The sequence below is a fragment of the Stenotrophomonas sp. Nf1 genome (genome assembly GCF_003028475.1).
In the GTDB taxonomy this organism is placed as follows: Bacteria; Pseudomonadota; Gammaproteobacteria; order Xanthomonadales; family Xanthomonadaceae; genus Stenotrophomonas.
The window spans coordinates 202787-228614 of sequence record NZ_PYTV01000003.1 but is presented as its reverse complement, the minus strand read 5'-3'; the positions used below and the strand labels follow the sequence as shown (position 1 = coordinate 228614).

The following is a 25828-nucleotide window of genomic DNA, read 5'->3' as shown; positions in this document are numbered from 1 at the left end:
AATCGATCCTTGAGGGTCAGCGGTTGCGGAAGCGGGTCAACGCTTCCCATGCAGCGCGCACCGCGGTGGCATCGGGGCTCTGCTGTGGCAGCGGGCGGTAGTGCCGGTCCAGGGCGGTGGCATTGCCGAACTTGTCGAACACGTAGATGGCATCGCCGTAGCGGACCGCGCGTTGCGACCAGCTTTCGACCACCAGTGCGCGCGGGCCCTGCGGCTCGGCCAGCAGGTCCTGGCCGGTGCTGTAGTCGCCCAGCGGGTTCTCGCAGCCCAGTGCGTGGCGCATCAACGTGGGAACCCAGTCTTCGTGCGAGCTGGTGCGGGCCTGCCGGCCGGCGTCCTGTCCAGGCCAATGCAGTACGAACGGCACCTGCAGCTGGAAGTCGGAGAAGTTGCCGTTGTGGCCCCAGTAGTTCAGCTGCAGATCGTTGAACTCCTCGGCGTGGTCGCCGGTGACCAGCACGATCGTGTTCTGCTCCAGCCCCTGTGCGCGCAGGTCGTCCAGCAGCGTGCCGATCAGGCTGTCGGCGTAGTGCACGGCGGTGCGGTAGCGGTTGAGTTCCGGGGTCGGGTCGTGGTCGGGGCCGAAGGCCAGGAAGTCGATGTCGCCAGCCATCGGCGTGGCCAGGGGGCGATAGTCCGCCGGCATGTGGTACGGCGCGTGCGTGGAGTCGAGGAACACGAAGCCGAACCAGGGGCGCTGTGCCGCCTGGCTGGTTCGGATGTCCTGCTGCAACGCGCTGACAATCGCGCGATCGCGGCCATCGGATTTCAGTTGCGACGGGCCCTGGTGCAGCTGGTCTCGCACATCGGCGAATGCGGTACGGTCGAACTCAGGGCTGTACAGCGGCGCACTGCCATACAGATGCAGGTCATAGCCCTGCTGGCCCAGCACCCGGAACAACTGCGAGCCGCGCTGCTCGTCAAGCATGCTGGGCCAATAGCCCCCGGGCAGGCCGTAGAGCAACCCGAACAGGCCGTAGCGGGTGGCGTTGCCGGTACTGAAATGGTGGTCGTAGACGCGCGCGTCCTGTGCCAATGCCGTGGTATTGGGCATCACCTGTGCGGTGAGTGCATCCTGGCGCAGGGACTCGAGCACCACCATCAACACGTTCGGGCGCTGCGTGCTCTGGCAGCGCAGCGGATGCAGCGGGTACTGCAGCTGTGCATGGCGCGGGTCGGGCAGGCCGGCCTGCTGCTCACTGACTACGCCCAGGTGGCGCATGAAACTCTTGGCGGTGATCGGCTGTGCCCACGGCAGGTAGTTCCACTGCGCGATCACGTCGCGGTCGCCGCGGGCATCGTAATAGGCGGTGGCGACCTGGCCGCCGCCCATCAGCAGCGCAACCATCGCCCACGCCTGCAGCACGCGGCGCCGGCGCGGAGCGGCAGGCAGCAGTTTCCAGCAGGCCCAGGCCAGCAGGCCCTCGGCGCTGAAAACTGCGGCGACCAGCAGGCCGACCTGCAGCCAGGTCTTCCACGACAGAGCCACCTGGTCCTGCAGCGCGCCACCGAACACCATGTTCACCACCATGGCATTGAGGTGGAAGCGGTACAGGGTGAACACCTTGGCGTCGACCAGCAGCAGGCACAGCCACAGGCCCTGCAACAGCACGGCGCTGACACTCAGGATGCGCGCGCTGCGTGGCCACAGGCCGAGCAGCAGGGGCAGCAGGCCGGCCAGGGCACCGAAGGCCAGCAGGTGGCCGGGCAGGGCGATGGCCAGATAGGCCAGGCCGGCAGCGCCGCCGGGGTTGTCGCGCAGAGGCACATTGCCCAGCGCGATCGCCGCGGCGAGCACCGCATTGCCCGCCACGAACAGCGACCACCAGGCCAGGCGATGCCAGCGGCGGGCGGCACTGGGCAGCAGCGGAACATCGGCAGAAGGGGCGGCAGTGTGCATGGACGATCGGGGCAGGGGCGCGGGATGAAAGGAGAGTCCCGGTTGTGACGGAATCGTTAATCCGCGCGCGGGTGGCGCATTGTATCGGTTTGTTTCTTCGTATCGGGTGGCGTACCCCGGGCGATCTGTCACAATGTTCAGGTGGGCCGTGAATGCGCGGCCCGCCCAGACCAACGACAAGCCAGGAACCGCTGTGAGCCAGATCCCCACCCTCGACATCACCCGTTTCGACAGCGACCGCGAGGCCTTCGTGGCCGAGCTGGGCGCGGCCTACCGCCAATGGGGATTCGCGGGCATCCGCAACCACGGCATCCCGCAGGCCGACATCGACGCGGCCTACGACGTCTTCAAGGCCTTCTTCGCGCTGCCGGAAGAGGTCAAGCGCAAGTACCACGTGGCCGGCAGCGGTGGTGCCCGCGGCTACACCCCGTTCGGCGTGGAAACCGCCAAGGGCTCCAAGCACTTCGACCTGAAGGAGTTCTGGCACATCGGTCGTGAGATCGCCGACGACTCCAAGTACCGCGACGTGATGGCACCAAACCTGTGGCCGACCGAGGTCGAGGGTTTCCGTGAGCGCGGCTATGGCCTGTACCAGGCGCTGGACAACCTGGGCTCGCGCGTGCTGTCGGCGCTGGCCCTGCATATCGGCCTGCCGGAAAACTTCTTTGCCGACAAGACCAACTTCGGCAACTCGATCCTGCGCCCGATCCACTATCCGCCGATCACCACCGACGACATCCCGAACGTGCGTGCCGGTGCCCATGGCGACATCAACTTCATCACCCTGCTGGTCGGCGCCAGCGCCGCCGGCCTGGAAGTGCAGTCGCATGATGGCCAGTGGGTGCCGTTCACCTCGGACGCGGACACCATCGTGGTCAACATCGGCGACATGCTGCAGCGCCTGACCAACCATGTGTACCCGTCGACCATCCACCGCGTGGTCAATCCCCCGGGCGAGCTGGCGCGCCAGCCGCGCTACTCGGTGCCGTTCTTCCTGCACCCGAACCCGGACTTCCTGATCGACGTGCTGCCCTCGTGCATCACCGCCGAGAACCCGAGCCGCTACCCGGAAGCGATCACTGCCCATGGCTTCCTCGAGGAACGCCTGCGCGAGATCAAGCTGAAGTAATGAAAAGGCCGCCGAAAGGCGGCTTTTTCATTACAGGTAGTGCCGGCCGCTGGCCGGCAGCTCCGAATTCGACAGGGTAGGGGTCAGATCCCTTTTCCTGCGGAAAAGGGATCTGACCCCGGCCAGGCCCACCCAGGCCACCCACCACGAGGGGCTGCGGCGTTGGCTGAAAATGCATGTAACCGCTTACACGGAAACGGATTTTTGCCGTAACGGGTATCATGCTCGGCTGACTTCACACAGGAGCCACCCGCTCATGCGCCGCAAGATCGTCGCCGGAAACTGGAAGCTGCATGGCAGCCGTCAATTCGCCAATGAACTGCTGGGGCAGGTGGCCGCAGGGCTGCCGCTGGACGGGGTGGACGTGGTGATCCTGCCGCCGCTGCCGTACCTGGGGGAACTGGTCGAGGACTTCGGCGACACCGGCCTGGTGTTCGGCGCCCAGGACGTGAGCAGCAACGAGAAGGGCGCTTATACCGGTGAGGTCTGCGCTGCCATGCTGCATGAGGTTGGTGCCCGCTATGGCCTGGTCGGCCATTCCGAGCGCCGCCAGTACCACCATGAGAGCAGTGAGCTGGTCGCGCGCAAGTTCGCCGCGGCCCTGCACGCCGGGCTGGTGCCGGTGCTGTGCGTGGGCGAAACCCTGGAGCAGCGCGAGGCCGGGCAGACCGAAGCGGTCATCGCCAGCCAGCTGGCCCCGGTGCTGGAGCTGACCGGCGCGGCCGGTTTCGCCCAGGCCGTGGTCGCCTACGAGCCGGTCTGGGCCATCGGTACCGGCCGTACCGCCAGCAAGGAGCAGGCGCAGCAGGTGCACGCGTTCATCCGTGGCGAAGTCGCGCGCTTCGATGCTAGAATCGCTGATTCACTGCCCATTGTTTACGGCGGTAGCGTGAAGCCCGACAATGCCGGGGAACTGTTCGCGCAGCCGGATGTCGATGGTGGGCTGGTCGGCGGCGCCTCCCTGGTGGCCGCGGACTTCCTGGTCATCGCACGGGCGGCGGCCGCGAACTAATCCTAGAAGTATTGTCCGAGGGCGGTTTCCAATGCTGATGTTGATCCTCAATGTCGTCTACGTGCTGGTCGCTGTGGCCATGATCGCGCTGATCCTGATGCAGCGTGGCTCGGGTGCGGCGGCGGGTTCGGGCTTTGGTGCCGGCGCCTCGGGGACGGTGTTCGGTGCGCGTGGCGCCTCGAACTTCCTGTCCAAGTCGACCAAGTGGCTGGCTGTCGTGTTCTTCGGCATCAGCCTCTTCATGGCCTGGTACGCCGGTCACGGCAGCCGCCCGGCGGCCGACCAGGACCTGGGCCTGATGTCCGCCCCGGCGGCGACCGCTCCGGCGGCTCCGGCGGGCGAACTGCCGGCCGTTCCGAAGGCCGATACGGTCCCGGCCGCCCCGGTTCCGGCCGCGAATGTGCCGGCTCAGGCGGAATCTTCGGTTTCTGGTGAAGAAAAGCCTTCGGAAGGCTCCCAGAAACACTGAAGCCGGTTACAATACGCGGCGCATCGGGAAGATAGTCTGATGTGATCGTTTGCCCAGGTGGCGGAATTGGTAGACGCACTACCTTGAGGTGGTAGCGACGCAAGTCGTAGGGGTTCGAGTCCCCTCTTGGGCACCATTTGTAAGTAAAGCGGGTTGGTCTGGCGCGCAAGGCGCCAGGCGCATTCCCGTCCACTCCCCCATGCCAAAGCGCCTGCAGGCGCGGCGGCAGAGGCAAGAGAGAATCGCTGTGCTGGCCGAATATTTGCCTTCTCTGCTGTTTCTGATCGTTGCCACCGGTATCGGCATTACGCTGATGCTGGTAGGCCGATTCCTCGGTCCCCGCCGCCCCGATCTGGAAAAGCTGTCGCCGTACGAGTGCGGCTTCGAAGCCTTCGAAGACGCGCGCATGAAGTTCGACGTGCGCTACTACCTGATCGCGATCCAGTTCATCGTCTTCGACCTGGAAATCATCTTCATCGTGCCGTGGACCCAGGTCTTCATGGAGCTCGGTGCCCGTTCGCTGGTCACCATGGGCCTGTTCGTCGGCATGCTGTTCCTCGGTTTCATTTACGTCTGGAAGAAGGGAGCGCTGGAATGGGAGTGATTCAGACTCTCGATGGCCTCATGAACAACCCCACGCCGGAAGGCCGGGTTGATGACATCCTGCGGCCGGAAGGCGACAACCCGCTGCTGGAAAAGGGCTTTGTCACCACCAGCGTCGACGCACTGCTGAACTGGGCACGCACCGGCTCGATGTGGCCGATGACCTTCGGTCTGGCCTGCTGCGCGGTCGAGATGATGCACGCCGGCGCCGCGCGCCTGGACCTTGACCGCTACGGCGTGGTGTTCCGCCCGTCGCCGCGTCAGTCCGACGTGATGATCGTGGCCGGTACCCTGGTCAACAAGATGGCCCCGGCGCTGCGCAAGGTCTACGACCAGATGCCGGACCCGAAGTGGGTCATCTCCATGGGTAGCTGCGCCAACGGCGGTGGCTATTACCACTACTCCTATTCTGTCGTGCGCGGCTGTGATCGCGTGGTGCCGGTGGACGTCTACGTCCCGGGCTGCCCGCCGACCGCCGAGGCGCTGGTGTACGGGATCCTGCAGCTGCAGAAGAAGATCTGGCGTACACAGACCATCGCCCGCTGACCCCTTCACCTGACAAGAGCGCGCCAAGCCCCCATGGCAGAGCAAGCATCCTTCATCGACCGACTCTCCGCACGTTTCGCAGGTGCGAAGGTCATCGTGGTCGAACCCCGCGGCGAAGTGACGCTGGAAGTGCCTGCCGCCGAGTGGCACGCCACCGCCCTGGCGCTGCGTGACGAGTTTGGTTTCGAACAGGCCGTGGATCTCTGCGGCGTCGATTACCTCGGCTATGGCTCCGACGAATGGGACACCGCTGACGTGTCCTCGCAGGGCTTCAGCCGCGGTGTCGAAGGCAAGGCCCAGGGCCGTTTCGCGTGGGGTGAATTCCCCACCGAGGAAAACGGTGCCGACGGCGCCCGCCCGCAGCACATGCCGACCCAGCGTTTCGCCGTGGTCGCCCAGCTGCGTTCGTACCAGCACAACCTGATGATGCACCTGCGCTGCTTCGCCCCTGACGAAGCACTGCCGGTGGTGTCCTCGCTGACCGGCATCTGGCCGGGCCTGAACTGGTTCGAGCGCGAAGCGTTCGACCTGTACGGCGTGATCTTCGAAGGCCACCCGGACCTGCGCCGGATCCTGACCGACTACGGTTTCGTCGGCCATCCGTTCCGCAAGGACTTCCCGCTGATCGGCAATGTCGAAGTCCGCTACGACGAAGAAAAGAAGCGCGTGATCTACGAACCGGTCACCTCGGTGGAGCCGCGTGTCGGCGTGCCGCGCGTGATCCGTGACGACGCCCGTCTGCAGACCGCAGAAGGTGAGCGCGCGCAGGAGGCAGTGAAGTGAGCGAGTTCCACCAGGCCCGCGAAGCGTTCGCGAGCAATCCGGCCGAAGCACGGCAGGAAATCCGCAACTACACCATGAATTTCGGCCCGCAGCATCCGGCCGCGCACGGTGTGCTGCGCCTGATCCTGGAAATGGATGGCGAAACCATCATGCGCGCCGACCCGCACGTGGGTCTGCTGCACCGTGGTACCGAGAAGCTGGCCGAATCCAAGCCGTTCAACCAGTCGATCGGCTACATGGATCGCCTGGATTACGTGTCGATGATGTGCAACGAGCACGCCTACGTGCGCGCGATCGAGACCCTGATGGGTATCGAAGCGCCGGAGCGTGCGCAGTACATCCGCACCATGTACGACGAAATCACCCGCATCCTCAACCACCTGATGTGGCTGGGCTCCAACGCACTCGACCTGGGTGCGATGGCGGTGATGCTGTACGCCTTCCGCGAGCGCGAAGAGCTGATGGACTGCTATGAAGCGGTCTCCGGCGCGCGCATGCACGCGGCGTACTACCGTCCGGGCGGTGTCTACCGCGACCTGCCGGACCACATGCCGAAGTACAAGGAATCGCGCTGGCACAAGGGCAAGGCGCTGAAGCAGCTGAATGCTTCGCGCGAAGGCTCGCTGCTGGACTTCCTGGAGAACTTCACCGTCGAGTTCCCCAAGCGCATTGATGAATACGAAACCCTGCTGACCGACAACCGTATCTGGAAGCAGCGTACGGTCGGCATCGGCGTGGTCAGCCCGGAACTGGCCCACCAGTGGGGCATGACCGGCGTGATGCTGCGCGGCTCGGGCGTTGCCTGGGACCTGCGCAAGAAGCGTCCGTACGCCAAGTACGATGCCGTCGATTTCGACATCCCGCTGGGCAAGGAAGGCGACTGCTACGACCGTTACCTGGTCCGCGTTGCCGAAATGCGCGAATCCAACCGCATCATCAAGCAGTGCGTGGCGTGGCTGAAGGCCAACCCGGGCCCGGTGATGGTGAAGAACTTCAAGGTCGCTCCGCCCAAGCGCGAGGACATGAAGGACGACATGGAAGCGCTGATCCACCACTTCAAGCTGTTCAGCGAAGGCTACTGCGTGCCGGCCGGCGAGACCTACTCGGCGGTGGAAGCCCCGAAGGGCGAGTTCGGCTGCTACCTGGTCTCCGATGGCGCCAACAAGCCGTTCCGCGTGCACCTGCGTGCACCGGGCTTTGCCCACCTGTCCTCGATCGATTCGATCGTGCGCGGCCACATGCTGGCCGACGTGGTGGCCATGATCGGTACCTACGATCTGGTGTTCGGCGAGGTTGACCGGTAATGCCGTCCGCCACGCCAACGCCCGCTGCAGGCAGCCGGCGCAAGCCGGCGCCGCAGTTTCTGCAATTTCACGTTATGCATTTCGCTGAGGTCGGCCGATGAAGGCGACAGGTAATTTCGAGGCGGCGCGCGACGTCGACCCGATGGTGGTGCTGAGCGACAAGACCCGCGCTCACATCGATCACTGGCTGTCCAAGTTCCCGCCGGACCGCAAGCGCTCTGCCGTGCTGCAGGGCCTGCATGCGGCCCAGGAGCAGAACGAGGGCTGGCTGACCGACGAACTGATCGCCGGCGTGGCCAAGTACCTGGACCTGCCGCCGGTGTGGGCCTACGAAGTGGCCAGCTTCTACTCGATGTTCGAGACCGAGAAGGTGGGCCGCAACAACGTGGCCATCTGCACCAACATCAGCTGCTGGCTCAATGGCGCCGAAGACATCGTGCGTCATTGCGAGAAGAAGCTGGGCATCAAGCACGGTGAATCGACCCCGGACGGCCGCGTCTACCTCAAGCGCGAGGAAGAGTGCCTGGCTGGCTGTGGTGGCGCGCCGATGATGGTCATCAACGGTCACTACCATGAGCGTCTGACCCTGGAAAAGGTCGACGAGCTGCTGGACGGGCTGGAGTAAGGGCATGGCACATCACCACGAATCCAAGGGTCCGGTCGGCCCCGCGCCGCTGCCGCACCAGGTGGTCTACACCACCCTGCATTACGACACCCCGTGGTCGTACGAAAGCTACCTCAAGACCGGTGGCTACGCCGCCCTGCGCAAGATCCTCGAAGAGAAGATCCCGCCGGAGCAGGTCATCGAGATGGTCAAGGCCTCGGGCCTGCGCGGCCGCGGTGGCGCTGGCTTCCCGACCGGCCTGAAGTGGTCCTTCATGCCCAAGGGCAACATGCAGAAGTACATCCTCTGCAACTCGGACGAATCCGAGCCGGGCACCTGCAAGGATCGCGACATCCTGCGCTACAACCCGCATTCGGTGGTGGAAGGCATGGCGATCGCCTGCTACGCCACCGGTTCGACCGTGGGCTACAACTACCTGCGCGGTGAGTTCCACCACGAGCCGTTCGAGCACTTCGAACAGGCCCTGGCCGACGCCTATGCAAACGGCTGGCTGGGCAAGAACGTGATGGGCTCGGGCGTGGACATCGACATCTACGGTGCGCTGGGCGCCGGCGCGTACATCTGCGGCGAAGAAACCGCACTGATGGAATCGCTGGAAGGCAAGAAGGGCCAGCCGCGCTACAAGCCGCCGTTCCCGGCCAACTTCGGCCTGTACGGCAAGCCGTCGACGATCAACAACACCGAAACCTACGGTTCGGTGCCGGCGATCATCCGCAACGGTCCGGAGTGGTTCAAGGGCCTGAGCCTGACCGCCAACGGCGGCCCGAAGTGCTTCTCGGTGTCCGGCTGCGTGCAGAACGGCGGCAACTTCGAAGTGCCGCTGGGCACCACCTTCGACGACCTGCTGGAAATGGCCGGTGGCCTGCGTCCGGGCCGCACCCTGAAGGGCGCGATTCCGGGCGGCGTGTCGATGCCGGTGCTGACTGCGGCCGAGCTGAAGGGCCTGCCGATGGACTACGACACCATCCGCGCACTGGGCTCGGGCCTGGGTTCGGGTGCCGTCGTGGTGCTCGATGACAGCGTCTGCTGTGTCAAGTTCGCCTGCCGCATCAGCCAGTTCTTCCACAAGGAGTCCTGCGGCCAGTGCACCCCGTGCCGTGAAGGCACCGGCTGGATGCACCGCGTGCTGGAGCGCATCGTCGCCGGCAAGGCCACGATGGAAGACCTGCACCAGCTGAAGGCGGTGGCCGGCCAGATCGAAGGCCACACCATCTGTGCGTTCGGCGAAGCGGCTGCATGGCCCATCCAGGGCTTCCTGCGCCAGTTCTGGGACGAGTTCGAGTACTACATCGTCAACGGTCATTCGATGGTTGACGGCAAGAAGGTGGAGGCAGCCGCTGCATGAGCGCGCAACCCAATAATCCGGGTGGGAATCCGAGCGTCCCACCCGATCACGTCACCATCGAGATCGATGGCAAGTCGCTGGTCGTGCCCAAGGGCTCGATGATCATCCAGGCCGCCGACAAGGCCGGCATCTCCATTCCGCGCTTCTGCTACCACGAGAAGCTGCCGATCGCCGCCAACTGCCGCATGTGCCTGGTGGACGTGGAGAAGTCGCCGAAGCCGGCGCCGGCCTGCGCCACCCCGGTGATGGACGGCATGAAGGTCGCCACCCGCAGCGAGAAGGCGCTCAAGTTCCAGCGTTCGGTGATGGAGTTCCTGCTCATCAACCACCCGCTGGACTGCCCGATCTGCGATCAGGGCGGCGAGTGCGAGCTGCAGGACGTGTCGCTGGGCTATGGCCGTTCGGTCAGCCGCTTCAACGAGCGCAAGCGCGTGGTGCCCGACGAAGACATGGGTCCGCTGGTCGCCACCGAGATGACCCGCTGCATCCAGTGCACCCGCTGCGTGCGCTTCACCGCCGACGTGGCAGGCACCTATGAACTGGGTGGCATGTACCGCGGCGAGAATCTGCAGATCGGTACCTACGACGGCAAGCCGCTGACCACCGAACTGTCCGGCAACGTCGTCGACGTCTGCCCGGTCGGTGCGCTGACCAACAAGGTGTTCCAGTTCCGCGCCCGCCCGTGGGAACTGACCGCGCGTGAATCGCTGGGCTACCACGACGCGATGGGTTCGAACCTGTTCCTGCACGTGCGTCGTGGCGAAGTGCTGCGCACCGTGCCGCGCGACAACGAAGCCGTCAACGAGTGCTGGCTGTCCGACCGTGACCGCTACTCGCACCAGGGCCTGTACAGCGAAGACCGTGCGGTCAAGCCGCTGCGCAAGGTCAATGGCGAGTGGAAGGAAGTGAGCTGGGCCGAAGGCCTGGCCGCGGCCGCCGAGATCCTCAAGGCCAACCAGGGCGACAACCTGGGCGTGCTGGTGCATCCGTCCACCTCCAACGAGGAAGGCGCGCTGCTGGCCCGCCTGGCCAAGGGCCTGGGTTCGAGCAACATCGACCACCGCATCAACAACCGCGATTTCTCCGACGCCGCAACCGCCGAAGTGTTCGGCCTGCCGCTGGCCGAAATCGAAGGCGCCGACCGCATCGTGATTCTGGGCAGCAACATCCGCCACGAATTGCCGCTGCTGCACGCCCGCCTGCGCAAGGCGCAGACCACCAACGGCGCCAGGATCCACGTCGTCAACCCGGTGGACTTCGACTTCGCTTTCAGCATTGCCGGCAAGCAGATCGTCGCGCCGTCGAAGTTCGTCGACGCGCTGGCCAACGCCGAGCTGCGTTCGGCAGTGCAGGGTGGCAACAACACCGTGCTGATCGTCGGTGGCATCGCCGAGAACCACCCGCAGGCTGCCGCGATCCGCGCTGCTGCGCGTGACTTCGCCGCCGCTACCGGTGCCAAGCTGTGCCGCATCCCGCAGGGCGCCAATGCCGTGGGCCTGACCCGCGCCGGCGTGCTGCCGGCCGGCAAGGACGTGGCCGCGATGCTGGCGCAGCCGCGCCAGGCCTACGTGGTGTACGGCCTGGAGCCGGGCCTGGACTTCGCCGATGCCCCGGCCGCGCGCAAGGCGCTGGCTGGTGCCCAGGTGGTGGCCTTCAGCCAGTTCGCCTGCACCTCGACCCGCGATGTTGCCGACGTGATCCTGCCGATCGGTGCGCTGCCGGAAATCGACGCCACCCTGACCAACCTCGATGGTCGCGAGCAGTCGGCGCGTGCCGGCGGCAAGCTGCCGGGCGAGGCCCGTGAGGGCTGGCGCGTGCTGCGTGCGCTGGGCGGTGAGATGGCCGTGGCCGGTTTCGACTTCATCGACCTGGCCGGCCTGCGCGCCAGCCTGGCCCCGGTGTCGGTCGCCGTGGCTGCCTCTGCGCAGCCGGCCGTTGCCGGCGAAGGCCTGGAAGTGGCTTCGACCGCCGCGATCTACCGCACCGATGCGGTGGTCCGTCGCGCGCCGGCACTGCAGTCGCATCCGCTCAACAACGCCCCGCGCATCGTGCTCAACGCTGACGATGCCGCTCGCCTGCAGCTGCAGGAAGGGCAGATGGCCAAGGTCGGCACCGATGCCGGCAAGGCCACCCTGCCGGTGGTGGTCGACGCCCGCGTCGCTGCGGGTTCGGTCTGGATTGAATCGGGCCACGGCGCGACCGCGCCGCTGGGTGCCGCTCGCGTATCGGTGGTGGCTGCATGAACGAATTGCTGTTGAACGCGGTCGACCCGCTGCACCAGTGGCTGCTTGGCCTCGGTGACATCGGCGCGCTGATCTGGATCATCCTGAAGATCCTGGTGATCACCGTGCCGGTGATCGTCTCGGTGGCCTTCTACGTGGTCTGGGAACGCAAGCTGATCGGCTGGATGCACGTCCGCCACGGCCCGATGTACGTAGGCATGGGCATCTTCCAGGCCTTCGCCGACGTCTTCAAGCTGCTGTTCAAGGAAGTGGTCCAGCCGAGCAGCGCCAACAAGGCGATCTACCTGCTGGCGCCGCTGATCACCCTGGCGCCGGCCTTCGCGGCCTGGTCGGTGGTGCCCTTCGATTCGCAGATCGTGCTGTCCAATGCCAACGCCGGCCTGCTGTACCTGCTGGCGATGACCTCGCTGGGCATCTACGGCATCATCCTGGCCGGTTGGGCCTCCAACTCGAAGTACGCGTTCCTGGGTGCGATGCGCGCCTCGGCGCAGATGATCAGCTACGAAATCGCCATGGGCTTCGCCCTGGTCGGCGTGATGATCGCCGCCGGCAGCCTGAACCTGAGCAACATCGTGATGGCGCAGGCCGGCAGCTCCGGTTTCTTCGACTGGTTCCTGCTGCCGCTGTTCCCGCTGTTCGTCATCTACTGGGTGTCGGGCGTGGCTGAAACCAACCGCGCGCCGTTCGACGTGGTGGAAGGCGAATCGGAAATCGTGGCCGGCCACATGGTCGAGTACTCGGGCGGTGCGTTCGCGCTGTTCTTCCTGGCCGAATACGCGAACATGATCCTGATCAGCTTCCTGATCTCGATCTTCTTCCTCGGCGGCTGGCTGAGCCCGGTCCAGGGCTGGGTCAACTTCGGTGATGTCTCGCCGCTGGTCGACTGGATCTGGAAGGGCGGTGCACCGTGGCTGTTCGTCAAGGTGTTCTTCTTCGCCAGTGCCTACATCTGGTTCCGTGCCAGCTTCCCGCGCTTCCGCTATGACCAGATCATGCGCCTGGGCTGGAAGGTCTTCATCCCGCTGGCCATTCTGTGGATCGCGGTTACCGCCGTCATGGTGTTCTTCGGCGTGATTCAAAAGGGCGTCTAAGTGATGAACAGGATTACCCATTACTTCAAGAGCCTGCTGCTGCTCGAACTGCTGGCCGGTCTTTGGCTGACGCTGAAGTACAGCTTCAAGCCGAAGTACACGATGATGTACCCGATGGAGAAGTTCCCGCAGTCGCCGCGCTTCCGTGGCCTGCACGCGCTGCGCCGTTACCCCAACGGCGAAGAGCGCTGCATCGCCTGCAAGCTGTGCGAAGCGGTGTGCCCGGCACTGGCCATCACCATCGACTCGGCCAAGCGCGAGGACGGCACCCGCCGTACCACCCGCTACGACATCGACCTGTTCAAGTGCATCTTCTGCGGCTTCTGTGAGGAAAGCTGCCCGGTGGACTCGATCGTCGAAACCCACATCCTCGAGTACCACTTCGAGAACCGTGGCGAAAACATCGTTACCAAGCCGCAGCTGCTGGCCCTTGGCGATCGTCTCGAAAACGAGATCGCCGAGCGTCGTGCCGCCGACGCCGCTTACCGCTGAGGTCGAGAGATGGATTGGGTAAATATCGCTTTCTGGGTGTTCGCCATCGCGGCAACGGTTTCGGCCGGTGCGGTGATCAGCGTGCGCAACCCGGTTCACGCCGTGCTGTGCCTGGTGCTGACCTTCTTCTCCATCGCCTGCGTGTGGCTGCTGGTGGGCGCCGAGTTCCTCGGCGTGGCGCTGGTGCTGGTCTACGTCGGCGCGGTGATGGTGCTGTTCCTGTTCGTGGTGATGATGCTGGACATCGATCCGACCAAGATGCGTGAAGGCTGGGTGCGCTACCTGCCGGTCGGCCTGATCGTGGCCGTGGCGATGCTGGTGCAGATGCTGATCCTGATCGGCGTGAAGGGCAGGGCGGTCAACCCGTTCCCGGCCGACAACGCCGCCGCGATCGCTGCCGACAGCTCCAACATCACCTGGCTGGCGCGCACGCTGTTCACCGAATACCTGCTGCCGTTCGAGTTCGCCGCCGTCATCCTGACCGTGGCCGTGGTTGCCGCCGTGATGCTGACCCTGCGTCGCCGCACCGGCGTGAAGAGCCAGAACCCGGGCGAGCAGACCATGGTCAAGGCCGAACAGCGCCTGCGCATGGTCAAGATGGATGCCGAACAGCCGGTGGTCCACAGCAACAACACGCCTGCCGCAGGCGAAGAGGAGACCAAGGCATGATCACGCTGGGCCATATCCTCGCGCTGGGCGCGGTGCTGTTCGCCATCAGCCTGGCCGGCATCTTCCTCAATCGGAAGAACGTCATCGTCCTGCTGATGTCGATCGAGCTGATGCTGCTGTCGGTGAACATCAACTTCGTCGGTTTCTCGCGCCAGCTGGGCGACCCGTCCGGCCAGCTGTTCGTGTTCTTCATCCTGACCGTCGCCGCCGCGGAAGCCGCCATCGGCCTGGCGATCCTGGTGACCCTGTTCCGCACCCGCCGCACGATCAATGTCGGCGAAGTCGATTCGTTGAAGGGCTGATCCACAGATGGAAATCACTCTCTCCAAGAGTCTGTTGATCGCAGTGGTGCTTGCACCGCTGTTCGGCAGCATCATCGCCGGCCTGTTCGGTCGCCAGGTCAAGCGCTTCGGCGCGCAGACCCTCACCATCCTCGGCGTCGCAGTTGCCTGCGGCCTGTCGATGTACACGTTCTACCAGCTGATGTGGGGCGGCGCGCAGCCGTTCAACCAGAACATCTACACGTTCTTCGAGGTTGGCCAGTACTCGGCCCACGTCGGCTTCATGGTCGACAAGCTGACCGCGATGATGATGGTGGTGGTGACCTTCGTGTCGCTGCTGGTCCACATCTACACCATCGGCTACATGCAGGACGACCCGGGCTACCAGCGGTTCTTCAGCTACATCTCGCTGTTCACCTTCTCGATGCTCACCCTGGTGATGAGCAACAACTTCCTGCAGCTGTTCTTCGGCTGGGAAGCGGTGGGCCTGGTGTCGTACCTGCTGATCGGCTTCTGGTTCAAGCGCCCGACCGCGATCTTCGCCAACATGAAGGCGTTCCTGGTCAACCGCGTCGGTGACTTCGGCTTCCTGCTGGGCATCGCCGGCGTGCTGTGGGTGTTCGGCACCCTGGATTACTCGCAGGTGTTCTCGCAGGCCGGCATGCTGGCTGACCCGCGCGCCCAGCTGCAGATCTGGGACGGCACGATCCTGGGCATGCAGCTGCTCAACGAGCCGGTGATCTGGTCGATCGCCACCGTCATCTGCATCTGCCTGTTCATCGGCGCCATGGGCAAGTCGGCCCAGGTCCCGCTGCACGTGTGGCTGCCGGACTCGATGGAAGGCCCGACCCCGATCTCGGCACTGATCCACGCCGCGACCATGGTGACCGCCGGTATCTTCATGGTCACCCGCATGTCGCCGCTGTTCGAGCTGTCGCAGACCGCGCTGAACTTCGTGCTGTTCATCGGTGCCACCACCGCGTTCTTCACCGGCCTGATCGGCATCGTGCAGAACGACATCAAGCGCGTGGTCGCGTACTCCACGCTGTCGCAGCTGGGCTACATGACCGTCGCGCTGGGCGTGTCGGCCTATTCGGCCGCCGTGTTCCACCTGATGACCCACGCCTTCTTCAAGGCCCTGCTGTTCCTGGGCGCCGGCTCGGTCATCATCGCGATGCACCACGAGCAGGACATGCGCAAGATGGGCGGCCTGCGCAAGTACATGCCGATCACCTTCATCACCATGTGGATCGGTACCCTGGCGCTGGTCGGTACGCCGTTCTTCTCCGGCTTCTACTCGAAGGACACCATCATCGAGGCGGCCGAGCTGCACGCGCACCTGTCCAACAACTGGGTGGCCACTTACGGCTACTGGGCAGTGCTGGGTGGCGTGATCGTCACCAGCTTCTACAGCTTCCGCCTGCTGTTCCTGACCTTCCATGGCAAGGAACGCTTCCGCGACGCGCATGATGATCATGCCCATGGCCACGGTCATGACGATCACCACGCCGCCGACGCCCACCACGGTGATGCGCACCACGACGACCACGGCCATGGCCATGGTCCGCATGAGCCGCACGAAACCCCGTGGGTGGTGACCCTGCCGCTGATCCTGCTGGCCATCCCGTCGATCGCCATCGGCTTCTTCAGCATCGGTCCGATGCTGTACGGCACCGACTGGGCCGGCCACCACGCGCACGACGCGATCAAGGGCCAGGCGCATACGTTCTTCACCGGCATCGTCGATTTCTACGATCCGGCCAAGAACACCATCGGCTTCCTGGGTGAAGAGTTCCACGGCCCGGTCGCCTTCGCGCTGCACGGCATGATGGCGCCTGCGTTCTTCCTGACCGTTGCGGGCTTCCTGCTGGCTGCACTGTTCTACCTGTGGAAGCCGGACCTGTCGGGCAAGGCGCGCAAGACCTTCGCCCCGATCGTTTCGGTGCTGGAAAACAAGTACGGCTTCGACAAGCTGTGGATCGATGGCTTTGCCGGCGGCAGCGTCAAGCTGGGCAAGGTCTCGCGCTGGATCGACAGCAACATCGTCGACGGCGTGGTCAATCTCTCGGCACGTGTTGTGGACGTCGCAGCCGGCGTGCTGCGTCGTACCCAATCCGGTTTCCTCTATCACTACGCCTTCGCGATGATCATCGGCCTGATTGCCCTGCTGGGCGTGCTGATGCATTACCTGCGTTGATGACCTGTACGGAATAAGAAGACGTGTCGAACTGGCCTCTACTCAGTGTCCTCATCTGGCTGCCGATCATCGGTGGCGCCCTGATCCTTGCGATCCGTGATGCGCAGACCGCCCGCTGGGCGTCGCTGGGCGTGGCGGTGCTCACCTTCGTTGCCAGCCTCTCGCTGCTGAGCGGCTACAACGCGGGCATCGACGGTCTGCAGTTTGTCGAGACCCATGCCTGGATCCCGGCGTACAAGATCGGCTACAACCTGGGCGCGGACGGCATTGCCATCGCGCTGATCCTGCTGACCACGCTGGTCAGCGTGCTTGCCCTGATCGGCGCCTGGAGCGCCATCGACAAGCGCGTGAACCAGTACGTGGCCGCCTTCCTGATCCTGGAAGGCGTCACCGTCGGCATCTTCGCCGCGACGGACGCGATGCTGTTCTACGTGTTCTTCGAAGCGATGCTGATCCCGATGTTCCTGATCATCGGTGTCTGGGGCGGCCCGCGCCGCATCTACGCTGCGCTGAAGTTCTTCCTGTACACCTTCCTCGGCTCGGTGCTGATGCTGGTGGCGCTGATCTACCTGTACATGAAGGGCGGCAGCTTCCAGCTGGCCGACCTGTATGCACTGCCGCTGTCGGCCAAGGAGCAGACCTGGATCTTCTTCGCCTTCCTGATCGCCTTCGCGGTCAAGGTGCCGATGTTCCCGGTCCACACCTGGCTGCCGGACGCGCACGTGGAAGCGCCGACCGCCGGTTCGGTGATCCTGGCCGCCATCGCGCTGAAGATCGGTGGCTACGGTTTCCTGCGCTTCAACCTGCCGATCGTCCCGGACGCATCGCAGGAATGGGCATGGCTGGTGATCGCGCTGTCGCTGATCGCAGTGATCTACGTCGGCCTGGTCGCCCTGGTGCAGGACGACATGAAGAAGCTGATCGCCTATTCGTCGATCGCGCACATGGGCTTTGTCACCCTGGGCACCTTCATCGCCCTGTGGCTGGTGCGTGAAGCCGGCAACGCCGATGCGGCCCGCCTGGGCCTGCAGGGCGCCATGGTGCAGATGATCTCGCACGGCTTCGTGTCCGGCGCGATGTTCTCCTGCGTCGGCGTGCTGTACGACCGCATGCACAGCCGCCGCATCGCCGATTACGGCGGCGTGGTCAACGTGATGCCGTGGTTCGCCACCTTCGCCATGCTGTTCTTCATGGCCAATGCCGGCCTGCCGGGCACCAGCGGTTTCGTCGGTGAGTTCATGGTCATCCTGTCGGCGTTCCAGCGTAATCCGTGGATCGCGCTGGGTGCGGCCACCACGCTGATCATCGGCGCGGCCTACACCCTGTGGCTGTACAAGCGCATCTTCTTCGGCGAAGTGGCCAACAGCCATGTTGCCGAACTGAAGGACATCAACGGCCGCGAATGGCTGGTGCTGGGCGTGTTCGCCGTCGGCGTGCTGGCCCTGGGCATCTACCCCAAGCCGCTGACCGACCTGATGGAGCCCTCGATCGCGAAGCTGGCGATGCAGATCGCATCCAGCAAGCTGCTGTAATTCCAGGATTTGATGATGACCACCTCGCCGCTGCTGCCATTGACCGCCGCCGACCTGCCACCGCTCGCTCCCGAGCTGGTGCTGATCGGCAGCGCCTTCGCCCTGATGATCCTCGACCTGTTCGTCAGCAACCGGAACAAGATCGTCACCCACCTGTTCTCGCTCGCTGCGCTGGCCGTGGTGCTGTTCATGCTGGCCACCGGCGTGGGCGGGCAGGGCGAAGTCTTCCATGGCATGTTCGTGCGCGATACCGCCGCGGACGTGATGAAGACCGGGATCGTGCTGCTCAGCGGCCTGACCCTGGTCTATGGCTGGCGCTACCTGCGTGACCGCAACCTGTTCCAGGGCGAGATCCCGGTGCTGATCCTGTTCGGCACCGCCGGCATGATGATCCTGGTCTCGGCCGGCAGCCTGCTGATGGTCTACCTGGGCCTGGAACTGCTGGCGCTGTGCTCCTACGCCCTGGTCGCCAGCAACCGCGACAGCGGCCTGGCCTCGGAAGCGGCGATGAAGTACATCGTGCTCGGTTCGCTGGCCTCGGGACTGCTGCTGTATGGCATGTCGCTGATCTATGGCGCCACCGGCAGCCTGCACCTGGACGTCATCCGTGATGCCATCCCGCACTCGGAAGAGCGCGTGCTGCTGATCACCGGTGCGGTGTTCATGATCGCCGGCGTCGCCTTCAAGCTCGGTGCCGCGCCGTTCCACATGTGGCTGCCCGACGTGTACCAGGGTGCGCCGGCGCCGATCGCGCTGTTCATCAGCTCGGCCCCGAAGCTGGCCGCGTTCGGCATGGCCTACCGCCTGCTGGAGATGGGCGTGGGCCCGCTGTCGACCGAACTGCAGCTGATGATTGCCGGCCTGGCCGCGGTCTCGCTGGTGATCGGCAACCTGATGGCCATCGCGCAGAGCAACCTCAAGCGCATGCTGGCGTTCTCCACCGTCTCTCACATCGGCTTCCTGCTGATGGGCATCGCCGGTGGCGGCGCGCAGGGCTATGCGGCAGCGCTGTTCTACGCACTGGCCTACGCCATCATGTCCACCGCCGCCTTCGGCGCGATCATCGCGCTGTCGCGTGCCGGCTTTGAAGCCGAGAACATCGAAGACTTCAAGGGCCTGAATGCCCGCAACCCGTGGATGGCCGGCCTGGTGCTGTGCATCATGGCGTCGCTGGCCGGCATCCCGCCGTTCCTGGGCTTCTGGACCAAGCTGGCGGTGCTGGGCGCGGCCGTCAACGGTGGCCTGCTGTGGCTGGCCATCCTCGGCGTGCTGTGTGCCGTGGTCGGCTGCTTCTACTACCTGCGCGTCATCAAGGTCATGTACTTCGATGAGCCGGTGGGCGAGGCCATGCCGCGCAGCAACGACCGCGTGCTGGGCCTGGTGCTGGGCGTGAACGCACTGGCGCTGCTGGCGCTGGGCATCGCCTGGAACCCGATCATGGTCTGGTGCCAGCAGGCATTTGCGCATCTTGCATAAAAGTTGACACAAAGCTGCGCGATTCGTGTAATATGCGCAGCCTGAGTTGTCACTGCAGCGGTTCAGCCAGAACATCGTTGCGGTAGCCCTCCTCGAAAGAGCAGGGCAGCAGTTCAAACACTTCCGGTGCGGGGTGGAGCAGTCTGGCAGCTCGTCGGGCTCATAACCCGAAGGTCGCAGGTTCAAATCCTGCCCCCGCTACCAACATCGAACCGGCGCCAACCGGCTTGATGAATGAGGGAAAGCTTGCATGTTTTGAAGCCATCACTCATAATTCCGCTTCTGATGCGGGGTGGAGCAGTCTGGCAGCTCGTCGGGCTCATAACCCGAAGGTCGCAGGTTCAAATCCTGCCCCCGCTACCAAGTAAAGAGATCGCCTTCGAAGTCCTGCTTCGAAGGCGTTTTTCTTTGGGGTCCGCGTCGTTTCCGTCCGATTGGGGTCAGATCCCTTTTCCACGGGAAAAGGGATCTGACCCCAGGCCCCGCACCTTGCACCAGTGCGGTGCAGCCGCTATCATCAGCGGCCTAGCACTACCCCTGAAGGCGGCCTCCCGGCGGGAGTCCGGACCCGGAAGGAGGGCCGCAACCGGCAGGCAATGCAGGTTGCAACCGGAATCCAGTCACCGGAGTCTTTCCGGAAAAGGGGCCCAGCGGGCCCTTTGTCGTTTCCGGGGCGTCATGTTTTCACGCCGGCCAAGGCCGGCACCCAACCAAGAGATCAAGGCAGGCTGTGAGCGACAAGGCAACCGACATCGCGAATCTGCTCGCCCCGACCGTTGTGTCGCTGGGCCTGGAGCTGCTGGGCGTTGAGTATCTGCCGGCCCCCGGCGGTGCGACCCTGCGCCTTTACATCGACGTGCCGCTGGCTGAACAGCCCGAGCGCATCATCAATGTCGACGACTGCGAGCGGGTCAGCCGCGAAGTCTCGGCGCAGCTGGACGTCGAAGACCCGATCAGCGGCAACTACACGCTGGAAGTGTCTTCGCCGGGCGTGGACCGCCCGCTGTTCAACCTGGAGCAGTTCGCCCGCCACCAGGGTGAATCGGCCAAGGTCACGCTGAAGCTGCCGCAGGACAATCGTCGTCGTCTGCAGGGCCGCATCGAAGCGACCGACGAAGCCGCAGGTACGATCACCTTCATCGTCGACAAAACCGAAGTGGTGGTGTCGGCCGACAACATCGACAAGGCACGGATCATGCCCGACTGGGTGGCGCTGGGGCTGGCCCCGAGCAAGCCGACCGGTCCGGCACCGAAGCGTCCGAAGCCGAACCCGAATTCTTCTTCCAACGAGCCGGCGGCAAAGAAGCCGCGCGCGGAGTGAGCCAATGAGCAAGGAACTGTTGCTGGTAGTCGACGCAGTCGCCAACGAGAAGGGCGTGCCGCGTGAAGTGATCTTCGATGCCATCGAGGCCGCCCTGGCCTCGGCAGCGAAGAAGCGCTATCCCGACGAGGAAGTGCTGACCCGCGTGGTCATCGACCACAAGGATGGCAGCTACGAAACCTACCGCCGCTGGGAAGTGGTGGCCGATGACGTGGTCATGGAATCGCCGGACCGCCAGATCCGCCTGATGGACGCCGTCGATGAAGCCGAAGGCGTGGACGTCGGCGACTACATCGAAGAGCAGATCGAGAACCCTGACTTCGGCCGCATCGCCGCCCAGGCCGCCAAGCAGGTCATCGTCCAGCGCGTGCGCGAAGCCGAGCGCCAGCAGGTCGTGGATGCGTGGAAGGATCGCGTCGGCGAGCTGATCACCGGTGTGGTCAAGCGCGCCGAGCGCGGCAACATCTACGTCGACCTCGGTGGCAACGCCGAAGGCTTCATTCCGAAGGACAAGGGCATTCCGCGCGACGTGCTGCGCGCCGGTGACCGCGTGCGCGGCTACCTGGCCGAAGTGCGCTCGGAGCCGCGTGGCCCGCAGCTGTTCATCAGCCGCGCCGCCCCGGAATTCATGATCGAGCTGTTCAAGCTGGAAGTGCCGGAAGTCGGCCAGGGCCTGGTGGAAATCAAGGCCTGTGCCCGCGATCCGGGCGACCGCGCCAAGATCGCCGTGCTGGCCCACGACCAGCGTACCGATCCGATCGGTGCCTGCATCGGCATGCGCGGTTCGCGCGTGCAGGCGGTGTCCAACGAGCTCAATGGCGAGCGCGTGGACATCGTGCTGTGGAACGACAACCCGGCCAACTTCGTCATCAACGCGATGGCGCCGGCCGAAGTGCAGTCGATCATCGTCGATGAAGACAAGCACTCGATGGACCTGGCCGTTGCTGAAGACCGCCTGGCCCAGGCCATCGGCAAGGGCGGCCAGAACGTGCGCCTGGCCAGCCGCCTGACCGGCTGGCAGCTCAACGTGATGACCCAGGACCAGGTCACTGCCAAGTCGGAAGCCGAGCAGGCGTCGGCCCGCCAGCTGTTCATGGACAAGCTGGAAGTGGACGAGGAAATCGCCGGCATCCTGGTCAGCGAAGGCTTCGGCACCGTCGAGGAAATCGCTTATGTCCCGGTCGGCGAGCTGCTGGCCGTGGAAGGTTTCGACGAAGACATCGTCGAAGAGCTGCGCGCTCGTGCCCGCGATGCGCTGCTCAATGAGGCCCTGGCAGTCGAAGAAGGCCTTGAAGACGGCCAGCCGGCGCAGGACCTGCTGTCCCTGAAGGGCATGGACGAAGCCACCGCGTATGCGCTGGCCGGCCACGGCGTGCGTACCAGCGAGGAGCTTTCCGACCTGGCCGCTGACGAGGTCATGGACTTCGGCATCGAAGGGCTGGACCAGGAGCGCGCCGCGGCGCTGATCCTGGCCGCGCGTGCCGAGGAGATCGCCCGACTGGAACGCGGCGAATGAGCCGGCAATGAACAGGGCCCTGAGCCGCTCAGGGCGTAGAATCCGCGCCACCTCCAGATGCGGGGGGGCGCCCACAAGATCATAGGATCCGAATGTCGCAGCAAACCACCATCCGCAAGCTTGCCGAACTGGTCAACACGCCGGTCGAAAAACTGCTGGAACAGCTGGCCGGTGCCGGCATGAAGTTCAGCGGTCCCGACCAGGTCGTGACCAGCTCCGAGAAGGTGAAGCTCCTGGGCTTCCTTCGTCGTTCGCACGGCAAGCCCGAGCAGGCCCCGGAAGAGACCGATCAGTCTGCAAAGAAGATCACGCTCAACCGCCGGAAGCAGCAGGAAGTGACGGTCAATTCCGGTCGCAGCAAGACGACCGTGAATGTCGAGGTGCGCCAGAAGCGCACCTACGTCAAGGATGGTGCTCGCGCCATGACTCCGGACGAAGAGCGCGCCGACATCCTGCGCAAGCTGGAAGAGTCGCGTGCCCGCAACCTCGCCGAACAGCAGGCCCTGGCCGAGAAGGATCGTCTGCGCGACGAAGCCATCGTCCGTGCCCGTGAGGAAGAGGTTGCGGCCAAGGAGCGCGCAGAGGCCGAGAAGAAGGCTGCCGAAGAAGCTGCGGCTGCCGCCAAGGCGGCCGAGGCGCTGGCGGCCAGCAAGCCCAAGCGTGCTCCGATCGATGAAACCGCGCCGCGCCCGCCGCGTACCCCGGCCGCCGCTCCGGCAGCGCCGCGTGGTGCACCGCCGCCGCCGCGCAACGATGACCGCAACAACCGCAGCGCGCCGCGCAACGAGCGTGGCCCGGGCGACCGTTTCGCCGGCCAGATGCATCTGTCGGCTGCCGATCGTGCGCGTCGTGGCAACAGCAACAACAGCAACACCCGGGGTCGTCCGGGTGGCCGCAACCAGGCCGGTGGCCGTCGCGACATGTCGCGGGGTGGCAACAATGCCGGCCCGCACGCGTTCGAGCGTCCGACCGCACCGGTGGTGCGTGAAGTGGCGATCGGCGAAACCATCACCGTGGCCGACCTGGCGCAGAAGCTCGCGCTGAAGGGCGGCGAGGTGGTGAAGGCGCTGTTCAAGATGGGCGTGATGGCCACCATCACCCAGTCCATCGACCACGACACCGCTGCGCTGGTGACCGAAGAGCTCGGTCACAAGGCGATCCGTGCCAATGACAACGACGCCGAAGACGCACTGCTGGCCTCGACCGGTGAAAACCAGGGCGAAGCCGTGCAGCGTCCGCCGGTGGTCACCATCATGGGCCACGTCGACCACGGCAAGACCTCGCTGCTGGATTACATCCGTCGCACCAAGGTCGCCACCGGCGAAGCCGGCGGCATCACCCAGCACATCGGTGCGTACCACGTGGATACGCCGAAGGGCGTGATCAGCTTCCTGGATACCCCGGGCCACGCAGCGTTCACCTCGATGCGTGCGCGCGGCGCCAAGCTGACCGACATCGTGGTGCTGGTGGTGGCGGCCGATGACGGCGTCATGCCGCAGACCAAGGAAGCGATCCAGCACGCGCGTTCGGCGGGTGTGCCGCTGATCGTGGCCATCAACAAGATCGACAAGTCCGGCGCCGACCCGATGCGGGTCAAGAACGAGCTGCTGTCCGAGCAGGTCGTGGCCGAAGACTTCGGTGGTGACATCCAGATGGTGGAGATCTCGGCCAAGACCGGCCTGGGCATCGACGACCTGCTGGACGCGGTGTCGGTGCAGGCCGAACTGCTGGAACTGAAGGCCGTCGACGAAGGCCGCGCCTCGGGCGTGGTGATCGAATCGTCGCTGGACAAGGGCCGCGGCCCGGTCGCTACCGTGCTGGTGCAGCAGGGCCGCCTGAAGAAGGGCGACTACCTGGTGTGCGGCATCCAGTACGGCCGCGTGCGTGCGCTGTTCGACGAAACCGGCAAGCAGCCGGAATTCGCCGGCCCGTCCATCCCGGTGCAGGTCCTGGGCCTGTCCGGCGTGCCGGAAGCCGGTGACGACTTCGTGGTCGTCGAGGACGAGCGCCTGGCCAAGGACGTTGCCCAGCAGCGTGAGACCAAGCGCCGTGAATCGCGTCTGGTCGCTACTGCTGGCAGCCGCATGGAAGACATCATGGCGACCCTGGGCAAGGGCGAGGGCCAGCAGGTCCTCAACCTGGTCATCAAGGCCGACGTGCAGGGTTCGGTGCAGGCCCTGAGCCAGGCACTGGTCGCGCTGTCCAACGAAGACATCCGCATCAACGTGATCCACTCCGGCGTGGGCGGCATCACCGAGTCGGACGCCAATTCGGCGGCCGCTTCGAAGGCCACCGTCATCGGCTTCAACGTGCGTGCGGATGCTTCGGCCCGTCGCATCATCGAATCCAACGGCGTGGACCTGCGTTACTTCTCGATCATCTATGACGTGATCGACCAGGTGAAGCAGGTGGCCTCCGGTCTGCTGGGCGTGGAGATCCGCGAAGAGATCATCGGTATTGCCGAGGTCCGCGACGTGTTCCGCAGCTCCAAGCTGGGCGCCGTGGCCGGCTCGATGGTCATCGAGGGCGTGGTCAAGCGCAACAAGCCGATCCGCGTGCTGCGCGACAGCGTGGTGATCTTCGAAGGCGAACTGGAATCGCTGCGCCGCTTCAAGGAGAACGTCGAGGAAGTCCGCAACGGTACCGAATGCGGTATCGCGGTGAAGGCCTACAACGACGTCAAGCCGGGTGACCAGATCGAGTGCTTCGAGCGTATCGAAGTGCCGCGCACCCTGTAATGTGATGTGGCCCGACCAACGGTCGGGCCCCACCATGTACCTGTAGCGCCCGACCGTTGGTCGGGCGACAATCGAATCAAAGGTAGCGCCCGACCGTTGGTCGGGCGACAACTGAACCAAGAGCTCCTCGTGCCCAAGACTTTCCATCGAACCGACCGTGTCTCCGCCCAGCTGCGCCGCGAACTCGGCACCCTGGTGCACAACGCCGTGCGCGAGCATGGGTTGCCCTCGGTGAGCGTGTCCGACGTGGAAATCACCCGCGACATGGCCCACGCCAAGGTGTTCGTCACCGCGCTGATGCCCGAGCGCTCGGCCGAGGCGGTTGCCGGCCTGAAGGAGCTGGGCTACCGGCTGCGCATGGACCTGGCCCGGGCGATGAAGCTGCGCCACGTGCCGGAGCTGCATTTCCACTACGACGACTCGGTCGACCGTGGTGAGCACATCGACAACATCCTGCGCGACCTGCCCGATACGCTGGCTGCGGAGAAGCGTCGCGAAGGCGACGAAGAATAAGCTTCTTGAAGGGCCGAGCCATGCTCGGCTGCTTTTGCTCTCG

The 25828-nt window shown here is 64.9% G+C and carries 22 protein-coding genes and 3 tRNA genes; 24 read left to right on the top strand and 1 reads right to left on the bottom strand.

The window, feature by feature from the left end:
* Window positions 1–16: 16 nt before the first annotated feature.
* On the bottom strand, window positions 17–1900 hold the full coding sequence (locus C9412_RS07615; RefSeq protein WP_107231070.1) for a sulfatase-like hydrolase/transferase: 1884 nt from the start codon (window positions 1898–1900) through the stop codon (window positions 17–19).
* A 193-nt stretch (window positions 1901–2093) separates the two neighbouring features.
* On the opposite strand from C9412_RS07615, the gene C9412_RS07610 reads away from it, so the two are divergent.
* From C9412_RS07610 to rbfA, 24 genes are all read left to right on the top strand, one after another.
* Window positions 2094–3029: a 2-oxoglutarate and iron-dependent oxygenase domain-containing protein gene (locus tag C9412_RS07610; protein ID WP_107231069.1), complete on the top strand. Its 936-nt coding sequence runs from the start codon at window positions 2094–2096 to the stop codon at window positions 3027–3029.
* A 256-nt stretch (window positions 3030–3285) separates the two neighbouring features.
* Entirely contained in the window at window positions 3286–4041 is a 756-nt protein-coding gene (gene tpiA / locus C9412_RS07605) for a triose-phosphate isomerase (protein WP_107231068.1), read from the top strand.
* Between the two features lie 31 nt (window positions 4042–4072).
* The gene (gene secG / locus C9412_RS07600; protein ID WP_107231067.1) at window positions 4073–4510 is read left to right on the top strand and encodes a preprotein translocase subunit SecG; all 438 of its coding nucleotides are present in this window, start codon (window positions 4073–4075) and stop codon (window positions 4508–4510) included.
* Between the two features lie 51 nt (window positions 4511–4561).
* Window positions 4562–4646, top strand: a tRNA-Leu gene (locus tag C9412_RS07595).
* 111 nt (window positions 4647–4757) lie between these two features.
* Window positions 4758–5114 (top strand): NADH-quinone oxidoreductase subunit A, encoded by a 357-nt coding sequence (locus tag C9412_RS07590; protein ID WP_005414075.1) that lies wholly within the window; start codon window positions 4758–4760, stop codon window positions 5112–5114.
* On the top strand, window positions 5105–5659 hold the full coding sequence (locus C9412_RS07585) for an NADH-quinone oxidoreductase subunit B (RefSeq protein WP_005410463.1): 555 nt from the start codon (window positions 5105–5107) through the stop codon (window positions 5657–5659). Before C9412_RS07590 ends, C9412_RS07585 begins: the two co-directional genes overlap by 10 nt.
* 33 nt (window positions 5660–5692) lie before the next feature.
* The gene (locus C9412_RS07580; RefSeq protein ID WP_005410462.1) at window positions 5693–6442 is read left to right on the top strand and encodes an NADH-quinone oxidoreductase subunit C; all 750 of its coding nucleotides are present in this window, start codon (window positions 5693–5695) and stop codon (window positions 6440–6442) included.
* Complete coding sequence (locus C9412_RS07575) at window positions 6439–7746, top strand: NADH-quinone oxidoreductase subunit D (protein ID WP_049429534.1); 1308 nt, start codon at window positions 6439–6441, stop codon at window positions 7744–7746. The genes C9412_RS07580 and C9412_RS07575 overlap by 4 nt, the downstream gene beginning before the upstream one ends.
* Window positions 7747–7843: 97 nt before the next feature.
* Window positions 7844–8371 carry an NADH-quinone oxidoreductase subunit NuoE gene (gene nuoE, locus C9412_RS07570; protein ID WP_006381132.1) on the top strand — a complete coding sequence of 176 codons (528 nt, stop codon included), beginning with the start codon at window positions 7844–7846 and terminating at the stop codon, window positions 8369–8371.
* A 4-nt stretch (window positions 8372–8375) separates the two neighbouring features.
* Window positions 8376–9716 (top strand): NADH-quinone oxidoreductase subunit NuoF, encoded by a 1341-nt coding sequence (nuoF, locus tag C9412_RS07565; protein ID WP_006458704.1) that lies wholly within the window; start codon window positions 8376–8378, stop codon window positions 9714–9716.
* The gene (nuoG, locus tag C9412_RS07560; protein ID WP_107231066.1) at window positions 9713–11959 is read left to right on the top strand and encodes an NADH-quinone oxidoreductase subunit NuoG; all 2247 of its coding nucleotides are present in this window, start codon (window positions 9713–9715) and stop codon (window positions 11957–11959) included. Before nuoF ends, nuoG begins: the two co-directional genes overlap by 4 nt.
* Window positions 11956–13050 (top strand): NADH-quinone oxidoreductase subunit NuoH, encoded by a 1095-nt coding sequence (gene nuoH / locus C9412_RS07555; RefSeq protein WP_107231065.1) that lies wholly within the window; start codon window positions 11956–11958, stop codon window positions 13048–13050. The genes nuoG and nuoH overlap by 4 nt, the downstream gene beginning before the upstream one ends.
* Before the next feature lie 3 nt (window positions 13051–13053).
* Complete coding sequence (nuoI, locus tag C9412_RS07550; protein ID WP_005410456.1) at window positions 13054–13542, top strand: NADH-quinone oxidoreductase subunit NuoI; 489 nt, start codon at window positions 13054–13056, stop codon at window positions 13540–13542.
* 9 nt (window positions 13543–13551) lie between these two features.
* Window positions 13552–14211, top strand: a complete 660-nt coding sequence (locus tag C9412_RS07545) for an NADH-quinone oxidoreductase subunit J (protein WP_107231064.1) — start codon at window positions 13552–13554, stop codon at window positions 14209–14211.
* Window positions 14208–14513 carry an NADH-quinone oxidoreductase subunit NuoK gene (gene nuoK, locus C9412_RS07540; RefSeq protein WP_005417921.1) on the top strand — a complete coding sequence of 102 codons (306 nt, stop codon included), beginning with the start codon at window positions 14208–14210 and terminating at the stop codon, window positions 14511–14513. The genes C9412_RS07545 and nuoK overlap by 4 nt, the downstream gene beginning before the upstream one ends.
* 7 nt (window positions 14514–14520) lie before the next feature.
* Window positions 14521–16689, top strand: coding sequence for an NADH-quinone oxidoreductase subunit L (gene nuoL / locus C9412_RS07535; protein WP_107231063.1), 2169 nt, complete (start codon window positions 14521–14523; stop codon window positions 16687–16689).
* Between the two features lie 23 nt (window positions 16690–16712).
* On the top strand, window positions 16713–18221 hold the full coding sequence (locus C9412_RS07530) for an NADH-quinone oxidoreductase subunit M (RefSeq protein WP_107231062.1): 1509 nt from the start codon (window positions 16713–16715) through the stop codon (window positions 18219–18221).
* Window positions 18222–18236: 15 nt separating this feature from the next.
* A complete protein-coding gene (gene nuoN, locus C9412_RS07525; protein WP_107231061.1) occupies window positions 18237–19697 on the top strand; it encodes an NADH-quinone oxidoreductase subunit NuoN in 1461 nt (486 codons plus the stop codon).
* A 127-nt stretch (window positions 19698–19824) separates the two neighbouring features.
* Window positions 19825–19901, top strand: a tRNA-Met gene (locus C9412_RS07520).
* An 82-nt stretch (window positions 19902–19983) separates the two neighbouring features.
* A tRNA-Met gene (locus tag C9412_RS07515) sits at window positions 19984–20060 on the top strand.
* Between the two features lie 367 nt (window positions 20061–20427).
* Window positions 20428–21018 carry a ribosome maturation factor RimP gene (gene rimP, locus C9412_RS07510; protein ID WP_107231060.1) on the top strand — a complete coding sequence of 197 codons (591 nt, stop codon included), beginning with the start codon at window positions 20428–20430 and terminating at the stop codon, window positions 21016–21018.
* A 4-nt stretch (window positions 21019–21022) separates the two neighbouring features.
* Complete coding sequence (gene nusA, locus C9412_RS07505) at window positions 21023–22534, top strand: transcription termination factor NusA (RefSeq protein WP_107231059.1); 1512 nt, start codon at window positions 21023–21025, stop codon at window positions 22532–22534.
* Window positions 22535–22626: 92 nt separating this feature from the next.
* Window positions 22627–25272, top strand: a complete 2646-nt coding sequence (infB, locus tag C9412_RS07500) for a translation initiation factor IF-2 (RefSeq protein ID WP_107231058.1) — start codon at window positions 22627–22629, stop codon at window positions 25270–25272.
* A gap of 129 nt (window positions 25273–25401) precedes the next feature.
* A complete protein-coding gene (gene rbfA / locus C9412_RS07495; protein WP_107231057.1) occupies window positions 25402–25785 on the top strand; it encodes a 30S ribosome-binding factor RbfA in 384 nt (127 codons plus the stop codon).
* The last annotated feature ends 43 nt before the right edge of the window (window positions 25786–25828 follow it).